Origin of the sequence: Microscilla marina ATCC 23134, from assembly GCF_000169175.1 — a bacterium.
Lineage (GTDB): Bacteria > Bacteroidota > Bacteroidia > Cytophagales > Microscillaceae > Microscilla > Microscilla marina.
In genome coordinates this window covers 1-25,540 of the sequence record NZ_AAWS01000006.1, presented here as the reverse complement: position 1 = coordinate 25,540, position 25,540 = coordinate 1, and the positions used below count along the sequence as shown (strand labels likewise).

At 42.5% G+C, this 25,540-nt stretch carries 20 protein-coding genes; 12 read left to right on the top strand and 8 right to left on the bottom strand.

What is annotated here, in order from left to right; genetic code table 11:
• Positions 1-279 precede the first annotated feature (279 nt).
• From M23134_RS06295 to M23134_RS06240, 12 genes are all read left to right on the top strand, one after another.
• A complete protein-coding gene (locus M23134_RS06295) occupies positions 280-1,926 on the top strand; it encodes a TldD/PmbA family protein (RefSeq protein WP_002694673.1) in 1,647 nt (548 codons plus the stop codon).
• 213 nt (positions 1,927-2,139) lie between these two features.
• A complete protein-coding gene (locus M23134_RS06290) occupies positions 2,140-3,456 on the top strand; it encodes a TldD/PmbA family protein (RefSeq protein ID WP_002694672.1) in 1,317 nt (438 codons plus the stop codon).
• 193 nt (positions 3,457-3,649) lie between these two features.
• The gene (locus tag M23134_RS06285) at positions 3,650-4,276 is read left to right on the top strand and encodes a DUF4159 domain-containing protein (protein ID WP_002694671.1); all 627 of its coding nucleotides are present in this window, start codon (positions 3,650-3,652) and stop codon (positions 4,274-4,276) included.
• Between the two features lie 55 nt (positions 4,277-4,331).
• A complete protein-coding gene (locus tag M23134_RS37620; protein WP_002694670.1) occupies positions 4,332-5,681 on the top strand; it encodes an AAA family ATPase in 1,350 nt (449 codons plus the stop codon).
• Positions 5,678-6,493: an HNH endonuclease family protein gene (locus M23134_RS37615; protein WP_002694669.1), complete on the top strand. Its 816-nt coding sequence runs from the start codon at positions 5,678-5,680 to the stop codon at positions 6,491-6,493. Before M23134_RS37620 ends, M23134_RS37615 begins: the two co-directional genes overlap by 4 nt.
• A gap of 97 nt (positions 6,494-6,590) precedes the next feature.
• Positions 6,591-7,592, top strand: coding sequence for an AAA family ATPase (locus M23134_RS06270; RefSeq protein WP_002694668.1), 1,002 nt, complete (start codon positions 6,591-6,593; stop codon positions 7,590-7,592).
• Positions 7,593-8,032: 440 nt separating this feature from the next.
• A complete protein-coding gene (locus M23134_RS06265) occupies positions 8,033-8,950 on the top strand; it encodes a DUF58 domain-containing protein (RefSeq protein WP_002694667.1) in 918 nt (305 codons plus the stop codon).
• Positions 8,951-9,339: 389 nt separating this feature from the next.
• Positions 9,340-10,770, top strand: a complete 1,431-nt coding sequence (locus M23134_RS06260; RefSeq protein ID WP_045113123.1) for a BatA domain-containing protein — start codon at positions 9,340-9,342, stop codon at positions 10,768-10,770.
• Positions 10,771-10,778: 8 nt separating this feature from the next.
• Positions 10,779-13,235 carry a hypothetical protein gene (locus M23134_RS06255; RefSeq protein WP_002694665.1) on the top strand — a complete coding sequence of 819 codons (2,457 nt, stop codon included), beginning with the start codon at positions 10,779-10,781 and terminating at the stop codon, positions 13,233-13,235.
• Positions 13,232-15,067: a hypothetical protein gene (locus M23134_RS06250; protein ID WP_002694664.1), complete on the top strand. Its 1,836-nt coding sequence runs from the start codon at positions 13,232-13,234 to the stop codon at positions 15,065-15,067. Before M23134_RS06255 ends, M23134_RS06250 begins: the two co-directional genes overlap by 4 nt.
• Positions 15,068-15,078: 11 nt before the next feature.
• A complete protein-coding gene (locus tag M23134_RS06245) occupies positions 15,079-15,378 on the top strand; it encodes a S1 domain-containing protein (RefSeq protein ID WP_002694663.1) in 300 nt (99 codons plus the stop codon).
• A gap of 864 nt (positions 15,379-16,242) precedes the next feature.
• On the top strand, positions 16,243-19,395 hold the full coding sequence (locus M23134_RS06240; protein WP_002694662.1) for a TonB-dependent receptor: 3,153 nt from the start codon (positions 16,243-16,245) through the stop codon (positions 19,393-19,395).
• 330 nt (positions 19,396-19,725) lie between these two features.
• Here the strand turns inward: M23134_RS06240 and M23134_RS06235 are convergent, their stop codons facing one another.
• The 8 genes from M23134_RS06235 to iscB all read right to left on the bottom strand — a co-directional run bounded on the left by M23134_RS06235 (position 19,726) and on the right by iscB (position 25,502).
• Positions 19,726-20,133 carry a hypothetical protein gene (locus M23134_RS06235; RefSeq protein ID WP_045113122.1) on the bottom strand — a complete coding sequence of 136 codons (408 nt, stop codon included), beginning with the start codon at positions 20,131-20,133 and terminating at the stop codon, positions 19,726-19,728.
• Between the two features lie 16 nt (positions 20,134-20,149).
• Positions 20,150-20,554, bottom strand: coding sequence for an STAS/SEC14 domain-containing protein (locus M23134_RS06230; protein WP_002694660.1), 405 nt, complete (start codon positions 20,552-20,554; stop codon positions 20,150-20,152).
• Between the two features lie 53 nt (positions 20,555-20,607).
• Positions 20,608-21,015: a hypothetical protein gene (locus M23134_RS06225; protein ID WP_002694659.1), complete on the bottom strand. Its 408-nt coding sequence runs from the start codon at positions 21,013-21,015 to the stop codon at positions 20,608-20,610.
• A gap of 26 nt (positions 21,016-21,041) precedes the next feature.
• The gene (locus M23134_RS06220) at positions 21,042-22,493 is read right to left on the bottom strand and encodes a helix-turn-helix domain-containing protein (RefSeq protein ID WP_002694658.1); all 1,452 of its coding nucleotides are present in this window, start codon (positions 22,491-22,493) and stop codon (positions 21,042-21,044) included.
• A 20-nt stretch (positions 22,494-22,513) separates the two neighbouring features.
• Complete coding sequence (locus M23134_RS06215; protein WP_002694657.1) at positions 22,514-23,140, bottom strand: hypothetical protein; 627 nt, start codon at positions 23,138-23,140, stop codon at positions 22,514-22,516.
• A 134-nt stretch (positions 23,141-23,274) separates the two neighbouring features.
• Complete coding sequence (locus tag M23134_RS06210) at positions 23,275-23,724, bottom strand: Spy/CpxP family protein refolding chaperone (protein ID WP_045113120.1); 450 nt, start codon at positions 23,722-23,724, stop codon at positions 23,275-23,277.
• 69 nt (positions 23,725-23,793) lie between these two features.
• Entirely contained in the window at positions 23,794-24,174 is a 381-nt protein-coding gene (gene tnpA / locus M23134_RS06205; protein WP_045113119.1) for an IS200/IS605 family transposase, read from the bottom strand.
• Positions 24,141-25,502, bottom strand: coding sequence for an RNA-guided endonuclease IscB (gene iscB / locus M23134_RS06200; protein WP_002694652.1), 1,362 nt, complete (start codon positions 25,500-25,502; stop codon positions 24,141-24,143). Before iscB ends, tnpA begins: the two co-directional genes overlap by 34 nt.
• Between the last annotated feature and the right edge of the window lie 38 nt (positions 25,503-25,540).

Below are 25,540 nucleotides of genomic sequence, written 5' to 3'. Positions count from 1 at the left end.
TTGTTAAAAAAAACGAAAATCTACCTATTTCCTCAAGTTTCTATTAACTTCACCCTATCTAAAACAAACTGCTATTAAACGAGGTTATAGCAACTTTAGTTTGGCTAATAGCCCTGTTTTACCAAACTATTGTTAAAAAAATATACAAAAACCTTAAGAAACACGTAAAGTTTGCGACTCATTTGATTGAGCCGTGAAAAATATACCTGTTTATCAGGGTTTTATATCAATTTATAATTACTGACATATAATCATCCAACCTTATTAATTTTTTAAAATATGGATAGACGTAACTTTTTACAATTGGCTGGTTTAGGTGCCGGAGCGATGATGCTTCCTATACCTATTTTCGGCAAAGATGTGTCAATAGAACACATGCTGGACCCGTTGATGACCGTGGCCAAAAAGAAAACTCTTTCTAATATAGGACTCAACGCTGCTAAATCTAGGGGAGCTACTTATGCCGATGTGCGCATAGGGCGCTATTTGAACCAATATGTAATTACCCGTGAAAACAAAGTACAAAACCTGGTAAATACAGAATCGTTTGGGGTGGGTATCAGAGTAATAGCCAATGGTACCTGGGGTTTTGCCTCTACCAATGATGTTACCAAAGAAGGCATAGCCAAAGCTGCTGAACAAGCAGTAGCTATAGCCAAAGCCAATTCAAAATTTCAGAAAGAGCCGGTAAAACTGGCTCCAGTCAAAGGACATGGTGATGTAAGTTGGAAAACACCTATCAAAAAGAACGCATTTAAAGTTCCTATTTCCGACAAAGTAGATTTATTGCTAAAAGCAAACTCAGAAGCTTTGAAGAATGGCGCTACTTATGCCGCCAACTACTTATTTTTGGTAAACGAACAAAAATACTTTGCCTCTACCGAAGGCTCTTACATAGATCAGGATGTACACCGTATATGGTCTACACCCAATATTAGCATAGTAGACCGTAAAAAAGGCAAGTTTCAGAGCCGCCGTGGTTTAGGTGCCCCTATGGGTATGGGCTATGAGTATATGGAGCCCAAAGCCAAAGATAAAATTGCTGGACCCAAAGGCACTGGAGTGACATTGTACCGCGACTCTTACGATTTGGTACAAGACTGTATAGACGCCGCCAAACAAGCCAAAGCAATGCTGAGCGCCAAGTCGAACAAGCCTGGGAAATATTCGTTGGTGCTGGAGCCCAACCACCTGGGGCTTACCATTCATGAGTCGGTAGGGCACCCCCTAGAACTCGATCGGGTATTGGGCTATGAGGCCAACTATGCTGGTACCAGTTTTGCCACGCTCGACAAATGGAAAACCAAGAAATTTAACTATGGAAGCAAGCTGGTAAACCTGGTGGCTGACAAAACCCTGCCGGGTTCTTTAGGAGCTGTAGGCTACGATGACGAAGGGGTAAAAACCAAAAAATGGCATTTGGTAAAAGATGGGGTATTGGTAAACTACCAGGCAACTCGCGACCAGGTGCACATGCTCGACCAAAACGAGTCGCATGGCTGTTGTTACTCACAAAGCTGGAACGATGTACAGTTTCAGCGTATGCCCAATGTATCGCTTGAGCCGGGCAAAGAAAAGTACTCGGTAAACGATATGATCAAAGATGTAGAAAAGGGGATTTACATTGTAGGGCGTGGGTCTTACTCTATAGATCAGCAACGCTACAACTTCCAATTCGGCGGAACGCTTTTCTTTGAAATCAAAGATGGGAAAATTACTGGGCCAGTGCGTGATGTGGCTTATCAGTCAAACACGCAGGAGTTTTGGAACTCTTGTACCAAAATATGCGACGACAGTGATTATCGTGTTTTTGGGTCATTCTTCGATGGCAAGGGGCAACCTTCACAGGTAAGTGCAGTGTCGCACGGTAGTTCTACCACCCGATTTGATAACGTAAATGTGATAAATACAGCCAGGAAGATATAATGAGTCGGTAGTTTATAGTTGGGAGTCCGTAGTTTCTAAAGTGATAAGCAACAAGCTTATGGTATGCATCAGCACTGTCGACTGTGGTCTGTGGACAAACGTACAACCACAACTTTCAGTCAATCAAGGCTTAGGAAAGCAATATTGGGCTACTAACTACTAACTACCAACTCTGGACTATCAGGTTTATCAATTAAAAAAGAAATTCATACAATGTCTATATTAAGTAAAGAAGAAGCTAAAAAGATTTTGGCGAAAGCACTCAGCTTTTCCAAAGCTGACGACTGCATTGTTACCCTCAACGGGAGCGACAGTGGCAACGTTCGTTATGCCCGTAATACCATTACTACCAGTGGGGTGCGTTCTACCATGACCCTGGGAGTACAATCTAGTTTTGGTAAAAAAACCGGAACCACCACTATTACCGAGTTTGACGATCAATCGCTTGAAAAAGTGATCCGTCGCTCAGAAGAACTTGCCCGGCTTTCGCCCGAAAACCCAGAGTACATGCCTCCTTTGGGTCCTCAACAATACAAAGACACGCCTACATTTGTTAAATCTACTGCCGACATTACCCCAGAATACCGGGCAAAGGTAGCGGCAGATAGCATAGGACCAGCCGCTAAAAAGGACGTAACCGCTGCCGGATTTTTAAACGACAGTGCTGGGTTCAACGCCATGATGAACTCTAAAGGGTTGTTTGCTTTTAATCAAAGTACCAACCTAAGTTTTTCGGTGACCATGCGTACCAACGACGGCACTGGGTCGGGTTGGGTTACCCGTGACTATAATGATGTAAAGAAGTTTAATTCTGCCACTGCCTCGCAAATTTCACTCGACAAAGCATTGTTATCACGCAAGCCCAAGGCGATTGAGCCGGGTAAATATACCGTGATTTTGGAACCAGTAGCTGCCGAGGCACTCATTGGTAATATGATAAGTAACATGGGAGCACGCCAGGCAGACGAAGGGCGTAGTTTTTTGGCAAAAAAAGGGGGAGGAAACAAACTAGGCGAAAAACTGGTAGACGAACGCATTACCATTTATTCTGACCCTTGGAACAAAGAAGTGCCGTCAGCATCATGGGATGGCAACGGACAACCTATTCAGAAAATGAGCTGGATAGAAAAAGGCGTGGTAAAAAACATGTTTTATTCACGTTACTGGGCAAAAAAGAAAGGCAAAATTTATACGCCAGCACCTTCTAACGGCATTATGCTAGGGGGCAGTGCCAGTATTCAGGACATGATCAAGAGTACCAAGAAAGGGGTGTTGGTCACTCGCTTATGGTATATCCGTTCGGTAGACCCACAAACCTTATTGTATACTGGGCTTACCCGTGATGGCACTTTCTATATCGAGAATGGAAAAATCAAATTCCCCGTAAAAAACTTCCGTTTCAACGAGAGCCCGGTCATTATGCTCAACAACCTCGAAGAACTAGGGCAACAACAAAGAGTCAACGGTAACCTTGTACCTGCCATGAAGATACGAGACTTTACCTTTACCAGTTTGTCGGATGCTATATAAGTAGCAACGAGCTTTGAGCGACAAGCAACAAGTAATGCTTTTGGTTTGTCGCTTTTTTATTGAATTAGCTAAAGCTTGACAAGTTTAGGTATTAGATAATCTGTTAGGGGATTACAACTACTTGTTGCTTGCAGCTAATGGCTTGCTACTATTGATACTTGAAGCTTGTTGCTTGTACCTTATCGCTAATATTATGATCAACCGTAACAAATTTACTTTTACCCGCCTGCAGTACAACTCTGGCGACTGGAACACCGACCAGCGCATGCCTTCAAATATGATGAACTCGCTGATAGAGTATACCACCATTCCGGTAGACATCAAAGAACAAGTGGTGCCATTGGCAAGCGATAAAATTTTTAGTCAACCCTTTTGTTACCTCAGTGGGCATAAGTTGGTACAGTTTAACACCAAAGAACGGAGCAATTTTGAGAAATATGTACGCAACGGTGGGTTTGTGTTTGTAGACGATTGCAACCACGATATAGATGGCTTGTTTGCCAAATCGTTTGAGCGTCAGATGGCGGATATTTTTGGGGCAAACGCCCTCAAGAAAATCCCCAACAACCACGAACTATACGACATTTTTTTCAAGTTTGACGAAGGACCTCCTGCTACCTCACAAGAGCTCAACGGTTGGGGCGATGACTTGGTGCACGAATACCTCAAAGCCATAGAAATAAAAGGACGCATTGGGGTGCTTTACAGCAACAAAGACTATGGTTGCGAATGGGACTACGACCACCGCAACAAACGTTGGATGGCTCAAGACAATACCAAGTTTGCGGTGAACATAGTGATGTATGCGATGACGGCTTAAACTGTTTTACCCAAAAAGCTGTACATTTGAGTGAAAAATATTGGATAGAGAAGATATGAAAATCAAAGAGTTAGAGTTAAATAATTTCCGTGGTTTTAAACACCTCAAAATCCAGTTTCCTGACAACAACTTAGCGGTATTTATTGGTACCAATGGTTCGGGTAAGTCGTCAGTGTTGGATGCTTTGGGGATGGCGTCCTTGTGGTTTTTGAGGCTTGCGAAATGGAATGAATCAGATCAATACTTTTTTGATCGGTTTTTATTGAAAGGCTTTAACTTAATAAATCAAGATATTCGAATAAATAGTGATGAGGCATTACAAGTCAAGCTGACAGGGCAACAAGCTAATGGAATTAGAATAAGTAAATTTACAAATCAAGAGATAAGCATTGGGAGTTTTAACCTTAAAAAAACATCCATTGTAAACGCCAATGGTTCCTTGCCTATAGTTGCGTATTATCAAACAGAAAAACATCACTTTTTACGAAGAACCAATCAAAAACATGAAATTGAAGAGGGAGAGGTAAATGATAACAATCCAATCAAGAAAATTCTTCCCCAACTTGCTACATATCAAAATGCTTTTAGTTCTAAAATTTCTCATGCCGAAGACTTTTCAGAATGGTTCAAACAAATTGAGGATGAGGAAGTACGACAGATAAGAAATAAGAGTGATTTTAGTTATAGAGACTTTCGCCTCGAAGTAGTAAGAAAAGCATTAGATGTTTTTTTTTCTGCCTTAGGTTCAGACAAGTATACCAATTTATCTGTGAAAGTGAATGACTCACCTGTTTTTGAGTTTAAGGCAAGCGATTATAGCCTCGCCATTAACAAAAACGGGCAAGACTTTGATATCAACCAACTATCCGACGGAGAGAAAACCCTCATTATGCTCGTGTGCGACATTGCCCGCCGCCTCACCATTGCTAACCCTGCTTTAGAGAATAAACTAGAGGGCGAAGGTGTGGTAATGATAGACGAAATAGAACTACACTTGCATCCTGCTTGGCAACGCAATGTATTGCCTGCCCTACAGCAAACTTTCCCTAACATTCAATTTATCGTGACTACGCACTCGCCGCATGTATTGAATAATGTGGATGCTCGAAATATATTTTTATTTCGCAACGAAAACAATCAAATCACTTGTGAACAGCCCGATTCTACTCTAGGCAGAGATGTCAACTGGATTTTAGAAGAAGTAATGGGGGTATCTGCTCGACCTCGTGAATTTGAACCTAAATTAACCAAAGTACAAAAATTAATAGAAGAAGGTGGTAAAGAAAATTTAAGCAAGGCACGAGATTATATTGAACAATTATTTCAAGATTTTAACCTTACTCATGACCGAGAGTTAAATGCAAAGTTAGCTGTCATTAAACGAAAGGAGGTCTTAGGTAGATGAAGTACATCAATAAGCAAGCATCACCTCAAAAGTTTGAAGATTGGAAAAAGAAAAATAACCCAACAGCTTGGCAACCTCCTGGGTTTTTGAAGAAATATTTGTTGGAAGAACAGGGGTATATCTGTTGTTATTGTGGCATGAGAATATTTGATAATCATTACACCCCAATTGAACATTTGTTGCCTAAGGATAAAGATAAATATCCTGAAAAAATGTACGAGTATAGTAACCTATTTGCTTCTTGTAATGGTGATCAAAAAAATATTACACATGTATGTGAAGCAGATGATACATGGGAGGTTATTATGCAAAAGTATCATACAAATAAGGAAGTCTTGTATGCAATGAACTTTGCAGAAAAACCACATAAGAAAATTAACCCATATACAGATTTGTTACAAAAAGGAGATAGTGTTATTGTTCAGGTGGTTAGCTCTCCGAAAAAACTACATTGTGATGCAAAAAAAAGTAATAAAGAAATAGCGATTCATCCTAAGATGACTAATTGTGAAAGTTACTTTGTATACGATTATGGTGGAGCAATTAAGGCAAAGGATGCTAACAACAAGAATGTGACAGATACAATAGAAATATTAGGTTTGGATGTTGAGAAGTTAAAAAAACTTAGAAGAGAAGCAATTGAAGATAGGCTGATAGATATTGATGCAGAAGGTTTTTCTATTCAGGAACTTGAACTGCTTATTAAAGGGTTTGGTGAAAAAAATGATAAAGGAGAGTTTGATGTGTTTTGCCAAGTAATAGTAGCTATCCTCGAAGACGAAAAAAAATATAAAAAAGCATTGGGAAAATAGCAGTTTTCGCCAAACCCAATACCCAAAAAAACAAGAAATTGTAACCATATAAAAACGCTTGCTACTTGTAGCTTGCACCTTGAAGCTCATATAACCCATGAAAACAACCGAAGCCGAAGTAGGGCAGTTGATTGACAAACTTGCTTTGCTGAAGAAAGAAATTCATAAAAAAATAGTAGGGCAGGAAGATACCATCGAGCAATTGCTCATTACCTTTATGGCAGGCGGGCACGCCTTGCTCGAAGGGGTACCAGGACTCGCCAAAACCTTGATGATTCGCACCCTATCGCAAGCCATAGAGCTACCCTTTAGGCGTATCCAGTTTACGCCCGATTTGATGCCCACCGACATTACAGGTACCGAAATATTGCAAGAAGACCAAGCCACAGGCGAACGGGTATTTAAGTTTAACAAAGGACCCATTTTCGCCAACATCATTCTTGCCGATGAGATCAACCGAACCCCACCCAAAACCCAGTCGGCACTGCTGGAAGCCATGCAAGAGTTTGAGGTAACTTATGGAGGCAAAACCTACGAACTCGACCGCCCCTTTTTCATTCTTGCCACCCAAAACCCTATCGAGCAAGCGGGCACCTTCGCTTTGCCCGAAGCCCAACTCGACCGTTTTTTATTGTTTATTCAGATTGGTTACCCCACCGAACAAGACGAACTGGGGATATTGACAGGTACTACAGGCACCCAAAAAGTGCGAATTGAGCCTGTGATGTCGGGCAAAGAAATAAAACAAGTGCAAGAGTTGGTACGCGAGGTAAGCATTGCCCAAGACCTGGTAGCCTTTGTAAATAAGGTAGTGCGTGCCACCCGCCCCGATACCACTTCGGTGGCTTTTGTCAAAGATTGGGTGCGTTGGGGAGCAGGGCCTCGCGCCGGGCAAGCAATGATTTTGACTGCCAAAGCCCGCGCCTTGCTACAGGGCAGATTTGCAGTAACACTCAACGATATAAAAGCAATGGCGTACCCTGTGTTGCGTCACCGTGTATTGATGAACTTTAAGGCAGAGGCTCAAGGCATTGCGGCTGACCAGGCAACTACCGAGTTGCTCAAACAAGTCGATTTGCCCAAAAGTAGGTTGGAATAGGTGGTAGGTGATAGCATTCAGTCGATGGTTGATGGCTGTTTCGTGTGCAGCAATATCTAGCATTGGCGTACAATCAAATATTAATGATTGTCATACTTGCAAATATGATTGTTTGAGGTAGCTACAAGGTACTATTGACCAATCTTGTTGTCTTGGTGAATATTTTAAGATACGCATCAGCACTGTCAACCGTCGACTGTGGATAAAGTCGTACCTACAACCTTTTAGCTAACTAGGACTTAAGCAAACAGCATAGTAATTCCATTTAATAATTTATAAACACTTAAAAATCAGTGTTTTACAAAGTAGATTAGCTGCTTGAAAACCAAGCTGATTCCTCAGTTCTTCGGAATGACAAAAAAATCGCTTCGCGAGCCAATGGCTAACGACTAACAGCTTGTAGAAGCTCCCGACTACGGACTCCTAACTATCGACTAAATATGAAAAACCAACAAGAATACAATGACCTTTTACAACCCGAATTACTCAACTCGGTAGAGGGCTTGGTGCTCATGAGTAAAATGATTATTGGTAGTTATTTACTAGGGCAAAACCAAAGCATCAAAACCGGGCAGGGGCAGGTGTTCAGGCAATATCGTAGCTACCAGCCAGGCGACGATTTGCGTTTGCTCGACTGGAAAATGTACGCCCGTTCGGGCAGATACTTTGTCAAAGAGTCAGAAATAGAAACCAACATTACGGTTAAGTTTGTGATAGATGCCAGTGCCTCTATGCTGCACGAAGACCAACCTAAAGGCAGTAAGGTAAGCATTAAAAAAATAGATTTTGCCCGTTTGCTTGCTGCAACATTGGCACACCTTGCCCTGGAGCAAGGCGATGCTATAGGTTTGTTTGCCATCAACGAAAATCAACTGGTACAGTTAGCCCCTCGTCAACACCGCCAGCACTTACACCGCTTTGTATACGAGTTACTTCAGATAAAACCAGGGGGCAAGTTTCCAGCGGTAAACGATAGTCCTTTGTTATACCATAACCAAGGAGGCAACAAAGAAATGATTGTTTTTATAAGCGACATGTACCAACACAGCCACGAGATTTATAAAACCCTGGAGCAATTGAGTGCTTTGCGCAATGAAGTGCTGTTTTTTCACTTGATGGGCAACAACGAGCTAGAACTAAATTATAAAGGAACGGTAACGCTGGAAGACCTGGAAACCGGGCAAAGGGTGCAAGTAGACAGCCAAAAAGTGCGCAAACAATACAAGGAACAGTTAGCGCAGCATTTGAACAAAATAAAAACTCAAATGTTGGATTTAGAGATCAGTTACGATTTATTCTCGATGGGCGAACCACTAGACAGGGCACTGAATGACTTTTTGGTGAAGAGGAGGTTTTAAAAAATGGCTTAATGGTTATATTGTTTTATGGCTCTATTGTTTTATGGTTGCGCAAAGCGATTTCTTAATTATGAGAAAAACTACGGGCTTTCGACTAATAAAGCTTACTTAGTGAAGATTTTAGTTACACGCGTCAGCCACTATCGACCATTGACTATTGATTAGGGCGCATCAACTACTTTCTGATCAATAAAAACTAAGAAAACAGCCAAAAACTCCCGACTCCCGACTAAAAACTATTGACTATCGACTTCCGTCTGTCGGTTTTGTAAACTATTAAAAATCAGTGTGATATAAAAATGTAGTTACCTATGGAACAGGGTGTAGCTTGCACCTAGTCCCTAGCACCTTGTCAACGCTATGGACTCCCGACTAAAAACTATTGACTCATGACCATACAACAACCAACATATCTCTGGGCTTTATTAGGCTTGCTTGTACCGCTCATTATACACTTGTGGAGTCGTAAATCAGGCAAAACAGTAAAGGTAGGCAGTGTACAGTGGATGATTGCCGCCGAAAACACCCGTTTGAGCAGCATTCGATTCAACGAAGCAGGATTGTACCTATTGCGTTCAGGGTTGGTGTTAGTTGCCGTGTTTATTTTGCTAGACGTGAGCCAACAACAGCCCAAAAAAGTCGCCCACTTGTCTACCCAATGGCTACTGACCGAAGAGGCAATGTTGAGAGATGCTATGGCGCGGCCTGCCATAGATTCTTTGCAACAAAAAGGCTATGCCATTCATTTGCTTAAGCCAGGAATGCCCAAAGTATTGCCCACGCAATTAACCGCTATTAAAACCAGTTTGTCTACCAATTCCGCCAAAGCAAACAATGTGGATTATTGGTCGTTTTTGCGAGAAATAGACGCCCGCGCTAATGCTCCCGAAAAGGTATGGATACTTGCTCCCAATGCTGCCCGAAATTTTGCGGGAAACCGCCCCAAACTGAACCTAAAAGTGCAATGGTTGCCCTTACCTATAGAGCGCAAACAAGTGTTTTTGGCAGATGCCCTACAGCTGCCCAACGACAGTCTTTGGTTGAGTATTGGCAGGAGCACAAAAGAAGGTACCCGTTTGCTCAAAGAAAAAGTAAAGCGGCAACCTTCTATTCAAATCAGGGATTTGCCCTTGATCAAGGCCCAAAACCAACAAGTAAGCTTTGCCACTGCCCCTCAAAACATAGTACCCATTCGCTCACCCAAGGCGCAAAACGTACAGCTACTATATGATCAAGACTTTGCTGTTGATCGACAATATTTGGCGGCAGCCCTGCAAGCCGTGGGTGAATATATGGGTGCTGAGGTGAAAGTATATGCTACAAAAAAACTGGATGCTACACGCAAAACTGATTGGTTGGTGGTGTTGAAAAAAGGGAAGCTTGTGGCTAAAGATTATGAAAAAATAAAGGCGCGTCAACTGTTTTATCAGGCGAAAAATGTGCCCCAGTGGATAGTAAATGATAGTAGCCAAGCCCAGAGGCATTGGTTGTGCCAACGCCTAAACCCAGAGTTAAACCCTCAGGCATTAGAGGCTGGTTTGCTGGGGGAGCTTACCCAGTTGTTGTTTGCCAACCCAGCGGCAGCGGCACGAGTGCGACAATTTGACCAAAGGCAACTCAACAGTGCACAGGCAGTGCCCCAAACTATAGCCCAACAAAGGCAACCCACTACCCCCACCACTGAAACCCGAAGCTTTAGAGGGTGGTTGTGGTGGGCATTGGTAGCAGGCGTATTGATAGAAAGGATGCTGGCAAACCGAGGCAATGGCAACCGTATGCTTGCCAAAAACCAGCAAAAATCACTAGAGAATACTCAATAAAAAGAACCATGAATACAGACACCACTCAAATAAGCCAATCGCAGGAAGCCACCACCCGGCAAATACTGAAGAAACTTCAAAGCAAGTGGCGCAAGTACAAGCGCGTTGAACTGCTATTGTGGGCTTTGAGCATCAGTGCATTGACAATGGCAGCTGTGTACCTGGCAGTACGTTGGTCGGCAGGAGCATTGGCTGGGGCAGGAGCTTTACTTACTGTATTGGTGTGGGTAGGCTTACTTTGGTGGCGGGGCTTGCGCCAAATTACTTTGTATGATGTGGCGCAGTATTTAAACAAACACCATCCTGTATTAGAAAACAGCAGCGAGTTGTTGCTCTTGCCTGAAGAAGACCTTAACCTGCTCGCCAAAATGCAACGGCAAAAAGTGAGCAATGCCCTGATAGAGGTAGCCACCCAAGCCACATTGCCCCATCAATTGCCCAAAGCCGCCCTTACTTTGTTGGGTAGTGGCGTACTTGCCAGCTTGCTATTTACCCTTAGCTTTGGCGTTGCCCATTTGCCCAAAGGCACCCCCACCAGTGTAGCCAACGACACTTTGCACAATACCACCCAATTGCCTCAACAGCTACCCGCCAGTATTCAAAGCATACAGGCTATAGTGCAGGCTCCTGCTTATACCCGGCTAGGCACCCAGGTAGCCCCCGAACTCAATATAAAAGCTGTAGAGAATAGCGTGATTCGTTGGAAAGTCCGCTTCAAAGGCGACATCGCCCAAGCTGCCATTGTACTCAATACAGGCGATTCGCTCCGGCTACAGCCTAGCCCACAGCAAGCCAATGAGTATGTGGCACAGTGGCGACTCAAAGAGAAAGGGTTTTATCAGCTAGTGTTTAGACAAACCAGCCAAAAAGCTGCTTTGAGTTCATCAAATGAGTGGCAAAGCAGCGAGTTTTTTGCCCTGACTCCCGTGCCTGATGCGCGCCCCAAACTTTCCCTTGTGGGGATCAATGACTATGAAGAATTTGAGTTTAAACCCAACATCAATATCAGCCTTAGCGCCAAAATAACCGATGATTATGGCATAACCGATGCCTACATAGTGGCAACCGTAAGCAAGGGACAGGGCGAGTCGGTCAAGTTTAGAGAACAAAAACTACGTTTTGGCAATTTTGTCCCTGGTGGGCGAAGCCATCAGCTGCACAAAACGCTGAACCTACAACAACTAGGCATGGCACCTGGCGACGAACTCTATTTTTTTGTGGAGGCAATAGACAATAAAAGCCCGCAAGCCCAAAAAGGACGTACTGAAATGTATTTTGTGAGCATTCAGGACACCACCCGCGAGCAATTGACCGCAGAAATGGGCAATGGGGTAAACAAACTGCCTGATTATTTTCGTAGCCAACGACAATTGATCATCGACACCGAAAAATTGTTACGTAATAAGGCAACGATGCCCCAAGATTCTTTTGAATACAGAAGCAATGGTATTGGAGTAGACCAAAAGATTTTGCGCTTGCGCTATGGAAAGTTTTTGGGCGAAGAGTATGAGGTAAGTATTGGCGCAGATGATAGGCACGACGACCACGATCACGACCACGATCATCATGACCATGGACATCATAAGCACAATGACAAAGGTAAAAGAGATACGGTGCGTTACAAAGACAAAAAAACTGGTAAAATAATTACAGAGGTTCACTACGAGGGCGATGGACACGACCACAAAGACCACGGGCATAGCCAATGGAAAAAACGCACTTCGTCGCTGGAGGTGCTCAAACGCAACGAAAAAGACCATAACCACCGCCCCAAGTCTGCGGCACCCTCTAACAACCCCAACGATTATGTGCCTACCAGTGTGATGCACTTGCACGACTTGATGGAAGAGGCGACATTTTTTGATGAAGTGCTCAAAAAACAATTGAAAGAAGCCTTGGTAAATATGTGGCAGTCGGAGCTACATTTGCGCACCAACCGCCCCAAAGCATCATTACCTTACCAATACAAAGCCTTGAAACTCATCAAACAGATTCAGCAAAAATCAAGGGTGTATGTAGAGCGCATTGGGTTTGAACCCCCACCCATCAAAGAAAAGGAAAAACGTCTTAAGGGCGAATTGGAAGACATCCAAAATGTGTATAAAAAACGCAGCACCGAAGACAAGGTCTTGTACCCCAATATTCGCAAGGTGTTGCCCCTGCTGGAGCAATGGCGTAACCACCGGATAACTTTGCCCACTGCAAGGCAAAAACAGTGGTTGAGGGCGGCAGGCAGTGAACTTGCTACAGTGGCTATAGACAAACCCGGACAGTTTTTGACTGCTTTGAAAACCTTACAAAAGCTTACTCAAGACCAACTAGCCCCTGCCGACATCAAGCGGGTACTGCCCTACCTTATCAATGCCTTGTGGCGCGCGTTGCCGCAAAATGCTGCCGAACCCAGCATGCAACGCAAAATGAAAAATCGTTTGTTGGAAATTTATTTAAATAAACTGGGGAAATGAAACCTGAAGAAATGAAACCAGAACATATTGTGTGGTTGGTAAACAGCCAAACCTTTTGGGTGGTAGTGTGGGTGACTTTAGGGATGTGGGCATTGTTGAGTTGGCAAGCCTGGCAACGATCGAATAAAAAATATTTGGCAGGGCGGCTATTGGCAAGCACAGGCCTGGTGGTGGCTTTGGCAATGTTGGGGCTGCAACCTGCCTGCCAAACCGCCCAAAAGACTTTATCCGCCATTTTGCTTACCAACGAATATACATTGGCAACGGTTGACAGCCTGCGTGAGCGTGAAGATAGTGTGCTCGTGTTTGCTTATCAAGGGGGAGGCATTGACAAACATACAATCAAAGCCCCAGATGCGGCATTTATTCAACGAAACTATCCCCAATTGGGTACGCTTCACATAGTAGGCAATGGAGTGCAACCTTATGAATTGCCCACACTTAAGGCATTCAACACTGTATTTCACCTCAACCCAATTCCTGCGGGTTTTACCACTGTAAGTTACGCTCGCCAAACCATTGCCCAAGACCTTTGGCAGGTAAAAGGGAGCTATCATAACCCTACCGATACCAATGTGACATTGGTGTTGGCAAGCCCTGGTGGTGCAGTAGACTCTGCCTTGATTGGCAGTCGCCAGACCGAAAGCTTTGCCTTGCGTGACTCCCCAAAAGAAGCCGGGCAGTTTATCTATCGGATGTTGGTAAAAGCCCCCACTGGAGATACATTACACAACGAATCTGTTCCGGTACACATTCGTCCCAAACAAAAGTTAAACATCGTGATTATCAACAGTTTTCCCCGTTTTGAGACCAAATACCTCAAAAACTGGTTGGCTGCTGAAGGGCACCAGGTGGCAGTACGTGCGATTATTTCTAAAAACAAGGTCAAAGATGAATTTGTTAACCAAAGCGCCACCAGTTTTCAACTAAACACTACCCTGCTCAGGCAAATAGATTTGCTGATACTAGACGCTGAATACGCCCAGGGTTTGGGAGTGGGTACTATAGCAGTACTGCGTCAGGCAGTCAAAAACGAAGGCTTGGGGGTGCTCATTCAGGCGGACGAATCGGGGAGGGTGCCCGCCACCTTGACAAACTTTCCACTGGGGCGCGTCGAGCGCGAAAAAACCTTGATTAATGGCAGTGACCTGGGGGTAAAAGGCAACTTTGAGTTGAAGCAGCTCCCCTACTTGCTACAGCAAAAACTAGGTACGCTTGCCTTGGTACGCAACCAACAAGGGCAAGCATTGGTAGGGTACAACGTGACCGGGTTGGGGGCAGTGGGCATAAGCCTCATTGCTGAGTCTTACCAGCTATTGCTGGATGGCAACCCCAATTATTATGCTGCTTACTGGTCACACCTGTTGAGCAAGCTCGCCAAAAAACAAACACCTGTGCACGTATGGGAGGCAAACACGGTTTTTCCTAAGGTAAATATGGCTTGCAAACTTACCCTTAGCACGGCTTTACCCCAGCCAGTAGGCACGCTTACTCAAGCAGGCAATGTACTGGAGTTTTATTTACAAAACCAGGTAAACTTTGATCAAAAGTGGCAAGGCAATCTATGGGCAAAACACCAAGGCTGGCACCAATTACAAGTAAAAGGAGATACAACCCAAACCCCCTTGTACATTTTTGACAAGGACGACTGGCAAAGCTGGCAAACCATCCAGCAAATACGTGCCAATAACCGTTGGGCAAAACAAACAGCTACCCAAACCAAGTCAAATGCGATGGTACCACTTACCCAACGTCGCCCAATACCCTTGCTCTATTTCTTTGGCTTGTTTTTGTTGTGTGCAGGTTTTTTGTGGTTAGAGCCTAAATTATAAAATGTAGTCTAATGTCAACACCTGTAGATACGCGTTTACGCAAGTGTGTAGTTATTCAATCGTTGAGAGGAGGGGCTTACCTTACTCAAGATGTGCAAGATGGTAAGACCTTTACGGTACAGCTCACAGGCAAAGATCGAATGAATTACATACAAATATTGCCAGGCGATGAATTATACGCAAAGTATTCGTCTCATTATAATGGAGGTTGTTATTTGTTCATCTCTGAGTCTAGGTTTAAAGGAAACGACGGTTTATATGATGAAAAAGTAGCATTAGACCAAGCCATTGCCCAACAACAAAATAAGTAGTACTAATTTACTTGACTTTCCCCCTCCTCTTGGTCTTAAGCGCAGCTGACCAAGAGAGCGGGTAACGATAGCGAAGAACGTGCATCGTGTTGGTCTTGCCAAAAGTCTTAAGACCACTACAAGTGAGTTTGTATGGGTTTTCAATCAGACTTGGTATTAGACCAAGCCATTGCCCAACAACAAAATAAGTAGTACTAATTTACCTGATTTTCCCCCTCCTCTTGGTCTTAAGCGTAGCTGACCAAGAGAGCAGGTAACGATAGCGAAGAACGTGCATTGTGTTGGTCTTGCCAAAAGCCTTAAGACCACTACAAGTGAGTTTGTATGGGTTTTCAATCAGACTTGGTACTAGACCAAGCCATTGCCCAACAACAAAATAAGTAGTACTAATTTACTTGAATTTTAACCTTCTCCTATAGCACTCTTTGGAACTGTGTTTGACGTGAACAAGATATTTTAGGTATGTTTATTAAGAAAACCACAATGGTATTAAAAATATAATCAACACGCTCTGTTGAAATGTTGGGCATCATACATCTGTCAAAAGATGAATGAGTGCCCATTTTTGTATATATACCCTATCTAAAGCAGGGGTAACACTGGTATTATTCTAAGTTAAAAGATTGAGTGAAGTTGCCTTATGGTTATTTTTATGTAAATATTTTGTTACTTTGCGCAATTTATGTTTGATACTACAACTATATGGTTGGCATCACACATAACCAAAACAGCTGATAGTATACACCTTTGACTGATGAAGCTTTGTCAAATCTATGCAACTGCCCAACGATTTGTCCCTTCTGTTTTAAGTGCAAGTGCTACAGTAGCATTGAATACATTTCTTCTAACAAATATTTATGTAATATGATCAAAAGATTTACGCTTATTGTATCAGTACTTGGAGTATTGGCTGGTTTTACCAATACCTTTGCTCAGGTAACCAACTCAGCCTTTAATGGCAAAGTAACCGATAATAAAAACGAACCTTTGCCAGGGGCAACCGTCGTGATTGTACACAAGCCTACGGGTACCCAATATGGGGCAGTGACTCAGGCAAGCGGGCGTTTTTATTTGCCTAACCTTCGTCCGGGTGGTCCTTATACTTTTCAGGTAAATTTTGTGGGATTTAAGCCTCAAAAAAAAGAAAATGTTTTTGTAAAGCTAGGACAAAACCTGGCAGTAGATTTTCAGTTAAAAGCAGATGCCGCCACCCTTGAGCAGGTAGTCGTAGTGAGCGATCAGTTGTTTAACAATGACCGCACTGGGGCAACCTCTAACATCAACCGCGACAAAATAGAAGCATTGCCCACCATTAGCCGAAGCCAGCAAGATTATACACGCTTGACTCCTCAAAGTGATGGCAACAGTTTTATGGGGCGCAATGCCTTGTTTAATAATTTTTCGTTGGATGGGTCTATTTTTAACAACTCGTTTGGGTTGGATGCCCCCACCCCTGGCGGACAAACCAGCGCCCAACCGGTGAGCTTAGACGCTATAGATCAGTTGCAGGTGAGTATTGCCCCGTATGATGTACGTCAGAGTGGCTTTACTGGGGCAGGGGTAAATGCCATTACCAAGAGTGGCACCAATGAGTTTAAAGGGTCGGTTTATACCTTTATCAGAAACGAACAAATGATAGGAAACAAAGTAGCTGATGAAGAAGTAACCAACCCCGACCTTAAGTTTACCCAGTACGGTTTTAGGTTAGGCGGACCTATTATCAAAGACAAGCTATTTTTCTTTATCAATGGGGAGTCGGTACGCCGCGAAGACCCAGGCTCTAACTTTATAGCCAGTCGTCCGGGGATTGCCGGAGTCAATGTGTCAAGGGTAGAAGCCTCAGTAATGGACCAAATCAGCAATCGCCTGCGCGACCAATACGGGTACGAAACAGGTCCTTATGAAAACTATGTATACAACACAACCAATGATAAGTTTCTTGCCAAGTTAGACTGGAACATCAACAAGCAAAACCGCCTGACTTTGCGTTACAATTACCTTAAGTCGGTGCGGGAGCAAGGCCCCAACCCTTTTGCTATCAACTTTACCGGAGGGCGCTCGCCCAGTGTCAATACTTTGCCTTTTCGTAATTCGGGGTATGCCATCAACAACAACATCAACTCGATAGTAGCCGAGCTAAGTACAAGTTTGGGAAGCAAAATGTCTAATAACCTGGTGGTAGGGTATACACAGTTTCGCGATTTCAGAACCCCATTTAGTACCCCTTTTCCTACCATCGAAATTGCCGAAAACAATTTGTCTTACACTACAGTAGGGTACGAACCTTTTTCAGTTAACAATGTACTCGATCAAGACGTTTTTCAGTTTACCAATAACTTTACCATTTATACTGGAAAAAATACCTGGACTTTTGGGGCAAACTTTGAGATGTTTCAGTTCAACAACTCATTTAACTTATTTTACTACGGGGTGTTTCCGGTGCCTGCCTCAGCGGGTGGATACTCTTTTTCTTCGGTGGCCGATTTCCTGGCTACTACCGACCCTAATGATGCGGCTTATCGCGACTACAATGCAGAGGTGGCACAGTTTCAACAAAAGCCGTTTAATTTGGTAGAGGTAGACTTGGGGCAACTGGGCGTATACGGGCAGTTAGAGCGCCAGATAAACAATCAGGTAAAACTTACCTTTGGTTTTCGGGTCGACTTTCCTATGTATTTTTCAAGCATCACGTCTAACCCTTTGGTTACGGCACTTACTTTTAAAGATAATGAGGACAACAATGAGAAATTAGATGTGGGCGAGTTGCCTAATGTTAACCCTTTATTTGCGCCTCGCTTTGGTTTCAATGTAGACCTCAATGGCGACCAAAGCACCCAGTTGAGAGGAGGAACAGGTATTTTTTCGGGAAGAGTACCCTTTGTATGGATAGGCAATCAGGCAAGTAACCGAGGGAGCAATGATCCGGCAAACATAGGGGTAGTAAACGCCACTGCTGAAGGCTTTCGTTTTCCTCAGGTTTGGAAGACCAACCTGGCGGTAGATCAAAAATTGCCCTGGGGCATGGTAGGAACCCTAGAGCTATTGTATAGCAAAGATGTGAACGGAGTAACAGTAAGAAATGCCAACCTTGCTGCACCTACCCGCACTTTGCCCGATGGCAGAGTGGGCTTTGACGCCACCAACAACAAAGTAAACAACCAGGTGGCGGGTGCTTATGTGTTAGACAATACCAACAAGGGGTATCAATTATCGCTTACTGCTCAGTTGAAAAAACGTTTTAAAGGCGGGCTGGATATAGGACTGGCGTATAGTTACCTTGATTCGCGCGATATGTTGATCTCTACTGAAATTTCTCAATTTATTTTTGAAGGCAATCCTATACAGGGCAACCCCAACCAACCCAACTTGAGTTTTTCTCAGTTTGGGCTCAAGCATCGTATTATTGGGTCATTGACCTACCGTAAAGAATATGCTAAAAACTTTGCTACCAGTGTTGCCTTGTTTTATGAAAGTGGACAAGGGGGGCGTTATTCTTATACCTATTCGGGCGACCTCAACGGTGATGGGGTAGCGGCCAATGATTTGATTTATGTGCCTAAAAGCCAAAGCGAAATCAATCTGGTAGATATTCGGGATGCAAATGGCAATGTAACAAAAACTGCCGCCCAACAATGGACAGAACTCAATGCTTTTGTGGAGCAAGACCCTTATATGAGTAAAAACCGAGGCAAAATTTTGGAACGAAATGGTGCTCTTAGCCCTTGGTTTCATAATATTGACTTCAGAATTTTGCAGGATTTTTATGTAAAAGTAGGTGGCAAACGCAATACGCTACAGTTGAGTTTAGACGTGTTGAACCTGGGTAATTTGCTTAACTCCAGGTGGGGCATACGTGAGGTGTTCAATATTACTCAGCCCATCAGTTTTGTAGGCAACGACGCCAACGGTAATCCTCAATACCAATATACCAATACCTTTACTGAGTCTTTCAGAAACGACGTCAGCCTTATCTCTCGCTGGAGAGCACAAATAGGGATTCGTTATATTTTTAATTAAATGCTGGTTTATACACCCAATACTCCGCAGTACTTTTGGTGAAAGTTGTTTGCTGGTAATCAGTCATTGATGAATTTAAAAACTATTTAACTGGTTGGTGTAGGCTAAAACTGAAACCCTTTTAAAAATAAAGTGAGTATACAGTCTTAATATAAAATGCTGATTAACTTCGTTGAGCTCACAAGTTCGGTTTACAGTATTTAACAAGGTAAACATTTACTCGAATCAGCTATGGACTACCGACTAAATACTATGGACTATTGTACACCAGTAGAGGATGGTTATAAAAAACCCTCATTGCTTTTGAATGCAATGAGGGTTTTACTTATATCATAGTTGTAGCCAGTCCTTGGCAAGCAACTCATTGGCGAATACTTGACGTTGAAAGCTTTGATTTTGTTGAAACTCCTTCATCGTTTGTGTCAAAGCTACTTTTTCAAATACGCCTGAGGGCAATATTGTGGCTACTTGTCTTAACCCCGCTTTTTGGGCAGGCTCATTGATATTTTCAGCAATCCAGGTTTGCATTTCAGGAGCTACCAAATAAGCCATTTTACGGGCATCAATTAAAGCCTTGTTTAACCTGTTTTCAATAATGCAGTTTTTCCAGGTATACAAAATATCCTTAAAATCATCGCTAGACATAACAGCAGATGTAGTGTTCCAAACATCGTTGATGAGTAGCTTTGTCCGATCAATATATATAGTAACATATTGATTTTTAAGTATAGTATCCATGTGCCTTACAGGGTTTTTATTGACTAAATAACCATTGCTTTGCTTCTGCTTCATCATCAAAAAAACGCCTTTGGGCTACTGCCTTAGGCTCTTCCAGGGCTTGCTGTATAGATACTTGTTCAAAAAGAGAAGGCGGAAGTACAGTAGCTATTTTTTGTAAACCAGCTTGAAAAGCAGGCATGAGTACATGTTGACTTGCCCATTCCTGTAGTTCAGGTTCTATCATAAATTGAATCTTCCGTACATCTATCATCGATTTCTTAGGGTGATGTTGCTTTACCAAACCAAGCCACAGCCTCAAGTTAGCCTTAAAATCATCTGCGGTCATGTGCCGGGTTTCTGGTAGCCATTCATCTATGATTAACTCTTGTTCCTTGTCAAAGTAAATTTTGATGAATTGATTTTCTTTTAAGATCTCCATATTGTTGTATTAAATTTAGTTTCAGTATATGGCATAGGCGAAGGGGGGGAGTACTAGCCAAGCAACCATTGTTTGGCTTCATTTTCAGAATCAAAGTATTGCCGTTTTAATTGTACCCGATCAGGGTGCTCATTTATGGTTTGCTGTACCGATACTTTTTCGAAAATAGACGTAGGCAACAGGGTGGCCATCTTTCTTAAACCTGCTTCAGCCGCAGGAGCAGCCACATGCACTCCTGACCACTCTTGTAGGTCTGGATCTATCATAAACTTCATTTGGCGGGCATCTATCAATGCTGCGGTTACTGCATTTTCAATGACCAGCTGCTTCCACTGAGTCAGGGTGGTTTTAAAATTTTCAGGGTTCATACCCTGAGAACCTTCTTGCCAAACATCTACGAGTAATTTGTTGACAGCATCGAGATAAGTAATTATAAATGGGGTGCTGCGTAAAGTTTCCATACTTGATTGTTTTAAAGTGAAAATAATCAAAGGTGCTGGTTGCGGTATTGTTTAGGAGACATTTGGGTAAATTTCATAAAAATGCGATTGAAGGTAGATTTGGAGTTAAAGCCGGCATCGAAAGCAATGCCTAGTATGGTTAAGTGAAGGTGCTGTGGATCTAATAGCCTTTGTTTTACTTCTTCTACCCTGTAGTAGTTTACAAAGTCATGGAAGTTTTTGTTTAGTTCATTGTTCAATATTTGTGATAAAACTTTAGGCGATAGGTGTAAGTGGCGTGCCAACTCATTGAGTGTAAGCGTAGGATGAAGGTATAGTTGCTCTTTTTCCATTGCCTGGATTACTTTAACGATATGAAGCGATTTTTGTGACAAACTAGCTTGTGTTTCATTATTTGCCTTATTTTCCAGAGAAGAGGTTTGATCAGCAACATCAAGCGATGCTACCATATTGGGGGCGTATACTTGCGGTTGAATAAACCCCGCAAACCCTATGATGTAGATAATGATGGCCAAAAATATTTGTAAAGGGTAAAAAGCAATGTAATCGAGCACAAAACTAAACACCTGAATATTGAACAAGGCAATAACCAACCAAGCCAACCATACCAAAGTAAGTAGTACAATCATTACTTGTAGCCAGTTGAGCGTAATAGCGTTGGTGTTAGAAAACTGTTGGGGTAAAATACGGCGATGCTTTTTAAGCAGGCGAAAAGCCAACAGGTTGTATACCAACCCTGACAGTATTCCTCCTACTTGTTCTACAGAGTTAAACAACAGGTAGGCTTGTGAATAACTGTGGTGGTTAGATTTAGGCAAACTTTGTAGCCAAAGCACCAGGTATACCATAAGAGTAATGGTAGCAGGTATAAAATGAACCAAGTCTTTGCGCTTAAACCTAAACTGGGGCAGGGTAAGGCTTTTGGCATAAAAATACAGCGCTGGACCTATAATAAATATAAAAGAAAAGGGGATAAAAAGGTTGCCGAAGTGATAGTCAGGTTGATTGAGTAACTCTGAAAGTAAGAGGGAAAAGATACGCCTTGCTACATAATACCTGAAACTATGAAAAGAGATGGCAAACAACAATATGGCTAAAAACACATTGGCTTGTCGGTTATTCCTGAAGTTAAATAACAGAATAAAAGCGAGAATCAAGCCCTGAATAATACTGGGCAACGTGAGGTTTTTGTAAAAGGCAAAAGCCCAGCGCTTGGCGCTTACCTGAGTCCATACAAAAGCAATACGTCCCACCTGTGCATTTTTAGAAGGCAGTAGTTTCATCTTGCACCCTAGCTCAGGGCAAACCCCTGGTTGGTTATACACGATGTGGTCAGCGTTGCAACCACAGGGAGGACAGTAATAATAAGTTGGTTTTTGGGCTTGGATAGCTGAGTCAGCCTGAGCAAATACCTGTACAGGTAAGGCAGTAACAAACACCAGCCACCAAACACACACGACTTTAAAAACTGTATGCATGCCCAAATGTATACAAAAACTCAGTGATTTATTTCACGCTGATCAAACCACTCTTGTTGTGAGGCAGTGTGGATTGTTTGCAACGCGTGCTTCTCTATTTTTTGTTGTGCTTTCATGATCGCCTTGGTAACCATACTGTGGGCAATGCTTTCATTTTCATCCATTCCCATGCTTTCCATCATGCTTATGATGCGGTCGCTACCAAATAGTTGCATAAAAGGCTCATCGAGCGAGGTAAAAAAACAAATAGGGGCATTGGGTAAGTAATCTTTGATTTGCTGCAATACCTCCTGGTCGCGTTCATATGCTGGGTAGTGTTCCGAAACAATTACTTGTAATTGGTTGCCCTGGGCAAGGTATTGAGGCAATGTACTGAGTTGTGACAAGTTGTGGGCATTGATTACAAAAATATTGGTGGGGTTGGTCACCATGTCGCTTGCTTCTATAGTCTGGTGCGATACCTCAAGCTTTTCCAACATGAGTTGCACCTCCTGTTGGGTATTATCAAAGTGGTGCACAATCAATGCATTGGTGCCTGCTTCGGTTATTTTTTCCAGAAACCTGTACAATCCCTTAAACTTCGCAACTTTGCTTATCCATACTTTGTCGTCAGCTTGTATTCCTTTTTTCTTTTTTTTTAAAAACATTGTGGTGGTAATTTGATTTAGACAACGTTCAGTGGGGTCTAAAATAATGAATAAAAAACGTTTGCCTGACCAATTAGGCAAACGTTTGACTCAACGTGTCTTAAGATACGCATTTTTTGGCAAGAAGCCTAAATTTAACGCCTATGACGACGCGGTGGGGCTATTTTTTTAAGTGTTGCCTTTTGTTTGTCGGTAAGCTGATTTTTAATCCTGATCATAAGCCTCAGTTGTTGCTTTTTGATTTGGCGCTCAAGCGCAAGTATTTTTTCAAGCTGTAGAAGGGCTGCTTTTTCATTTACCTTGGTTTGTTGGGTAAGCGTATGCATTTTTTCCATTTCCCGGTGCAACGCCCACTGCAACTTGTTGAACTCTGCCTGAGTACGTTGCATTTCGTTGCTGATATATTGTTGCTGGCTTGTAGTCAAGCCTATTTTTTGCTGATTTTGCATGACCATTTCTGGTGGAAAAAAACCTTGTTTTAAATGAGGTTGACGGGGGCGGCTACGGTGTTGGTTAGGTGGTTGTGCCCAGCCAATTTGTACCAAACCCAATGCTAGAATAAATAGAGTAAAAAACTTTTTCATAGATTTTATCATTTGGAAGCCCCTGTGCCTTTAGGCTCGGGGAGGAAAAATGATTGGCTTTGCCAAACTTTAACCTTTTTGTTGAATATATTTTGCAATGTTCTCCTTGGATACATTACCAATACTATAGGCAAAATATCCATCTGACCAGAACGTTTTTTCTTTCCAAAAATGCTTTGAAAGGAGATCAGAATGATCACTTCTCCATATCCCAAATGTGGATATTTGCTTGAATAATCTTACAATCTCCAATATGGATTTTGTTGGCGAATGCCTAATAAGCAAATGAATATGGTCTTTATCCACCTCCATTTCCACAATTTCAAGCTTATATTTTAAGGCAATTGAATGAAACACACTTTTGATATACCCACCTACTTTGATGAGCAAATGTTTTCGGTATTTGCACACAAAAATTAGCTTGCTGTGATTTTCGGTTGTACATTCCATGTGGTTGATTTTTTAAACGAAAATGGGGTTACTTTTTTGAGTGCTACCGACTTGTTGATCTCCTTCAGAATCACCCTTGAATTTTTATTGTGGGTGCCTTTCACCGTAAATTTTTCGCCTTCAAAAATGACTTTGTCATTGGGTTGGTACGCAGACTTTCCTTTTCTGATGGCCACACGACCTTTTGATACTGTAGCATCTCTAAATACTCGTAAATTTTCACCATTTAGGCTTTTATTCCTGGTTCTTCTACCACAATCCAGCATAGCTCCTTTTACAATCCCCCCAGTTCTTATATCTACTACTTTTTTGTCATAGAACTTGGAAAGTGACCTATTTGAAAGCCTGTTTTGTTCAATGTTGTAGGTATAGACTGATCTTTTGTGCCTGCTTGTCCCTCCTGCAATGATAAAAGCATCATTGGCATGAGATTTTTCAATGTTGTTTTTAACCCTACCGGACTTGGTTATGTAGCCAAAGGTAATGCTGGTGTTAGTAATGTCTTTACACTTCTGGTAGATCATCCACTTGACCGTAGACATAAAAGTAGCACCTATAGAGGTGCTTACTTTCTTGCCATTCTTGCACCAATCCCATAGAAATCCCCCTTTCTTGTGATTGGCTGAAGTATGACATTTGGTACACAAGGTGATCAAGTTGTTTGGCGTATCTCCACCACCCATAGACTTAAAAACTATGTGGTGAACCTGTAGTATTTTCCCTTTGTATTTGTTCTTACAATCAGGATTTTGGCAACTATGCTTATCCCGGTGCAATACATATTCTCGGATGTTCCAAAAACCTTCCTGTTCACCTTTCTGGTACTGCTTTCCTTCAATATCAGGGTTTTTGATCTTTTGGATGTCAAAATTTGCAACTTCCAGCACTACACCCGAAACTGGCAAACAATCCTGAACCTGTTCAACGAGCCGAATTTGAGAATCCAGTTTGTGCTGAATACTTGGAGCCAGTATGGGTTTTGATGACTTTCTGTTGTCAAACCTAGGCTTTCGGTATCTCAACCTTTGCCTTCTGATTCTTCGGTATTGAGATTTTTCCAATAGCCTGTCTTTTTGTCCCCTAAGAAGCTTCAATTCTCCTGAAATCAACTCTTTTGAATCAGTCACTACAGAAAAACCAACATTGGCATATCCCAAATCTACACCCAAGGTGCATTGCTGCACATACTCAGTAGAATCATACTTGAGTTGAATGGTGAAAGGAGCATACTTTACCACAAAAGCCTTTTTGTACCGAAGCAGTTTTCGAGCCTTGGCATTGGCGGTAGGCATCAGAGCCTTCCCGTTTTTGCTTTTTACATACACCATATTTTTAAAACTTAAAGTTTAAATAAGCTCACCCGAAG

Excerpts from the sequence above, each read along its gene's own strand:
- M23134_RS06295 (WP_002694673.1), top strand. The coding sequence starts at position 280 with ATGGATAGACGTAACTTTTTACAATTGGCTGGTTTAGGTGCCGGAGCG.
- M23134_RS06290 (WP_002694672.1), top strand. The coding sequence starts at position 2,140 with ATGTCTATATTAAGTAAAGAAGAAGCTAAAAAGATTTTGGCGAAAGCA.
- M23134_RS06285 (WP_002694671.1), top strand. The coding sequence starts at position 3,650 with ATGATCAACCGTAACAAATTTACTTTTACCCGCCTGCAGTACAACTCT.
- M23134_RS37620 (WP_002694670.1), top strand. The coding sequence starts at position 4,332 with ATGAAAATCAAAGAGTTAGAGTTAAATAATTTCCGTGGTTTTAAACAC.
- M23134_RS37615 (WP_002694669.1), top strand. The coding sequence starts at position 5,678 with ATGAAGTACATCAATAAGCAAGCATCACCTCAAAAGTTTGAAGATTGG.
- M23134_RS06270 (WP_002694668.1), top strand. The coding sequence starts at position 6,591 with ATGAAAACAACCGAAGCCGAAGTAGGGCAGTTGATTGACAAACTTGCT.
- M23134_RS06265 (WP_002694667.1), top strand. The coding sequence starts at position 8,033 with ATGAAAAACCAACAAGAATACAATGACCTTTTACAACCCGAATTACTC.
- M23134_RS06260 (WP_045113123.1), top strand. The coding sequence starts at position 9,340 with ATGACCATACAACAACCAACATATCTCTGGGCTTTATTAGGCTTGCTT.
- M23134_RS06255 (WP_002694665.1), top strand. The coding sequence starts at position 10,779 with ATGAATACAGACACCACTCAAATAAGCCAATCGCAGGAAGCCACCACC.
- M23134_RS06250 (WP_002694664.1), top strand. The coding sequence starts at position 13,232 with ATGAAACCTGAAGAAATGAAACCAGAACATATTGTGTGGTTGGTAAAC.
- M23134_RS06245 (WP_002694663.1), top strand. The coding sequence starts at position 15,079 with ATGTCAACACCTGTAGATACGCGTTTACGCAAGTGTGTAGTTATTCAA.
- M23134_RS06240 (WP_002694662.1), top strand. The coding sequence starts at position 16,243 with ATGATCAAAAGATTTACGCTTATTGTATCAGTACTTGGAGTATTGGCT.
- M23134_RS06235 (WP_045113122.1), bottom strand. The coding sequence starts at position 20,133 with ATGGATACTATACTTAAAAATCAATATGTTACTATATATATTGATCGG.
- M23134_RS06230 (WP_002694660.1), bottom strand. The coding sequence starts at position 20,554 with ATGGAGATCTTAAAAGAAAATCAATTCATCAAAATTTACTTTGACAAG.
- M23134_RS06225 (WP_002694659.1), bottom strand. The coding sequence starts at position 21,015 with ATGGAAACTTTACGCAGCACCCCATTTATAATTACTTATCTCGATGCT.
- M23134_RS06220 (WP_002694658.1), bottom strand. The coding sequence starts at position 22,493 with ATGCATACAGTTTTTAAAGTCGTGTGTGTTTGGTGGCTGGTGTTTGTT.
- M23134_RS06215 (WP_002694657.1), bottom strand. The coding sequence starts at position 23,140 with ATGTTTTTAAAAAAAAAGAAAAAAGGAATACAAGCTGACGACAAAGTA.
- M23134_RS06210 (WP_045113120.1), bottom strand. The coding sequence starts at position 23,724 with ATGAAAAAGTTTTTTACTCTATTTATTCTAGCATTGGGTTTGGTACAA.
- tnpA (WP_045113119.1), bottom strand. The coding sequence starts at position 24,174 with ATGGAATGTACAACCGAAAATCACAGCAAGCTAATTTTTGTGTGCAAA.
- iscB (WP_002694652.1), bottom strand. The coding sequence starts at position 25,502 with ATGGTGTATGTAAAAAGCAAAAACGGGAAGGCTCTGATGCCTACCGCC.